This window comes from Vibrio sp. 10N.222.46.A1, assembly GCF_041473595.1.
Taxonomy (GTDB): Bacteria; Pseudomonadota; Gammaproteobacteria; order Enterobacterales; family Vibrionaceae; genus Vibrio; species Vibrio tasmaniensis_A.
Genome location: NZ_JBFRSN010000714.1, coordinates 1 through 2,511 on the forward strand (window position 1 = coordinate 1; position 2,511 = coordinate 2,511).

The window sequence follows — 2,511 nt, forward strand, 5'->3', positions numbered from 1 at the left end:
TATCACCACTAAACGTAACGACTAAGCTATCAATACCTGCATAACAATCCCAACCAACAAAATTAGTTTGATCATTGGCAATTAAATCAAAAGTGGATAGATTCTCGGTTTTGCCATCTGCATAGTTTACTTCTAACTCAGCCATTGCTGGAGGAAGCTTTTTGATCTCTGGTCGCCCTCTGAAGTCTTTCATTATTTGCTCTTGTTTGGTCGTATATGAGTACTTATTAGTAATCCCACCATGTCCAAAGCCTTCAAAAAGTGGCTGCAAAGCTATAGAGCAACGAACTTCTTGTTTTAGCCGGTTTGCAAACTCTAAACAGTCATCAAACCGCTCAGGAATCATCATTATATTGACGTGAAAGCGAGTGGCTTGAGACGCCTCAAGAACCTTTGATATGTCAATAAAATGAGACTCGCTCTTGATATCTGTTAAATGGTAGCTCAAGCTTACACCATTTAAAAATTTACCGTTTTCACTCCACCACTTCAAAGATTTCGAACCATTTGAAACAATGCTGACTAACCCAGTATTTTTATGGATATATTTGATTAGGTCACTAAAATATCTAAGTATAGTCACTTCACCGCCACCAAATTCAAAATATGGTTTCAGTCCCAACTTTCTGGAATATTTAAATATTTCATCTATAAACTGAACTACAAATTCATACGATGGAGCTTTAATCGAGCCACTATGCAGATCTGAGTGACAGTAGCTACACTTGTAGTTGCAGTTATTCGTCAATGCCCAATTTATTACAAAAAATTTCATTTTACATTCCATATCTCTAATTATCATGTAAATTACCATAACATGTGTAAATTCTTGTTTTAATATAAAGAATGCGAAATTCGGTAATAACAATAGATAATGATTGAACGATCACCCCTAAAATCAACGCTACATAAAATAATGGCATATCAAGTCGAACTACAAAGAACATCAACAAAATAGAAAATACCATTAAGACCAAAGAAATAGATTTGATTTCAGATGAAGAACAAACAATATATCCTTCTTCATTCTGCTTAATTCTAACCCCACCGAATATTGAACCATTAAAAACAATAATTGAGCCATTTAATACTCTGCATTGTTCGTTAGGGAAAAGATGTTTAACATCCATAAATTTCTCCTATATTATACAGCCCTTGATTTAAGGGCTGTAGCTTATTAGTTAGTTGGTATTTCCCGCGCCTCCAGTTCCAGCGGCTGCTGCTGTTGCAGCTGCTGCACAGCCGATAGCACCAAGTCCACCAGTTGCAGCCATACATCCAGCAAATGCGCCAGCCCATGCCGCAGCAGAAGCAGCTGTTGCAGCTCCTTTGGTCTGAGACATTGGTCTATTTGATCCTGGAGATGCTGGATAATCACTAGCGTTCCCATCACCACCACCATCAACCATTGAAATTTCTTCAACATTTAAGTTATACATAAGTTATTTCCTTATATTAAATTACAGTAAAGAGTACTGCGCTCATAGAAACTATCTTGTTAACCAGCCTTTTTTCTTGCCCAAAATCTCATCTGAATAACCAAGTAAATTTGGAAGCCATGTTATAGACTCTAGCAATGCTGAATATATTGGTGCTTTAAACATTTGCCGATTTGACAAATCACTAGATAAATCAAAATCTTTTATATAGGACTGCACTAGTAAAAAGTAAATCATTATATTGGCAGCGCCGATTACAATGGGAATCCAAATTCCCAATGCAATCATAAAGCCAAATAAAATAATGCTAGATGGAAATATGTACTGTACCGCAGTCAATAGAAACCAAGGGGATGCGCATAGACCTGCTACCCAATGCGTCTTCCACGCTTCTGTATAAGCTTCAACTCGGCCACGAGCCCAGCGCCTCCGTTGATTAAATAATCCTTTTGCGTCCGTTGGACATTGCGTTGTTGCCTTTGCTTTAGGTGCATAGCCCGTGCGATAGCCGTTTGATATTGCTTTCCAGCACCACGCTATATCTTCGACTAACCACTCGCTCCAGCCCCCTAACTTCTTCACCACTGAAGCTCGATGAGCAACGAATGCACCCGCTAGTACTGGTACACAACCCAACTTATCTTGCGCTGCTCTTATCGCTCCATAAAAGCTGATATGTTCATAATGTTGCAATTTACCTATAAAACTATCTTCATGATTCTCTGGTGTAATATATCCACAAACCGCGGCGTATTTTTCATCAGACCAAAGCTTGGTTACCAACTCATAGATCCCATTGGGCTCGATATAAGTATCACTATCTACCACAACATAAACATCACCAGTGGCTACACCAAGGTCGAGTACATGATCTAAAGCGAAGCCTTTTCTACCACCATTTACTGACCTTTCTATTATTTGGAAGTCATGGTTCATCTCTGTATTATCAATCCACCCTTTAACTCTACTGATTGCGTTGTTTGTGGAGCCATCATCAATAATAATTACCTGTATTTTACTTGGATAATTTTGATCGTTTAGCTTATTTAGTGCGCAAACTAGGTGTTCTTCG

Annotated in this window: 4 protein-coding genes; all 4 read right to left on the reverse strand. The window is 38.4% G+C overall.

What is annotated here, in order from left to right; translation table 11 throughout:
* Nucleotides 1-775, reverse strand: a 775-nt coding sequence (locus AB4496_RS18905; protein WP_372131617.1) for a radical SAM protein, incomplete at its 3' end; no start/stop codon positions are given.
* A gap of 16 nt (nt 776-791) precedes the next feature.
* Nucleotides 792-1,130 (reverse strand): hypothetical protein, encoded by a 339-nt coding sequence (locus tag AB4496_RS18910; RefSeq protein WP_017098605.1) that lies wholly within the window; start codon nt 1,128-1,130, stop codon nt 792-794.
* Nucleotides 1,131-1,181: 51 nt separating this feature from the next.
* Complete coding sequence (locus AB4496_RS18915; RefSeq protein ID WP_102257974.1) at nt 1,182-1,439, reverse strand: hypothetical protein; 258 nt, start codon at nt 1,437-1,439, stop codon at nt 1,182-1,184.
* A 51-nt stretch (nt 1,440-1,490) separates the two neighbouring features.
* Nucleotides 1,491-2,511: glycosyltransferase family 2 protein (locus AB4496_RS18920; RefSeq protein WP_372131619.1), on the reverse strand; the 1,021-nt coding region annotated here is incomplete at its 5' end.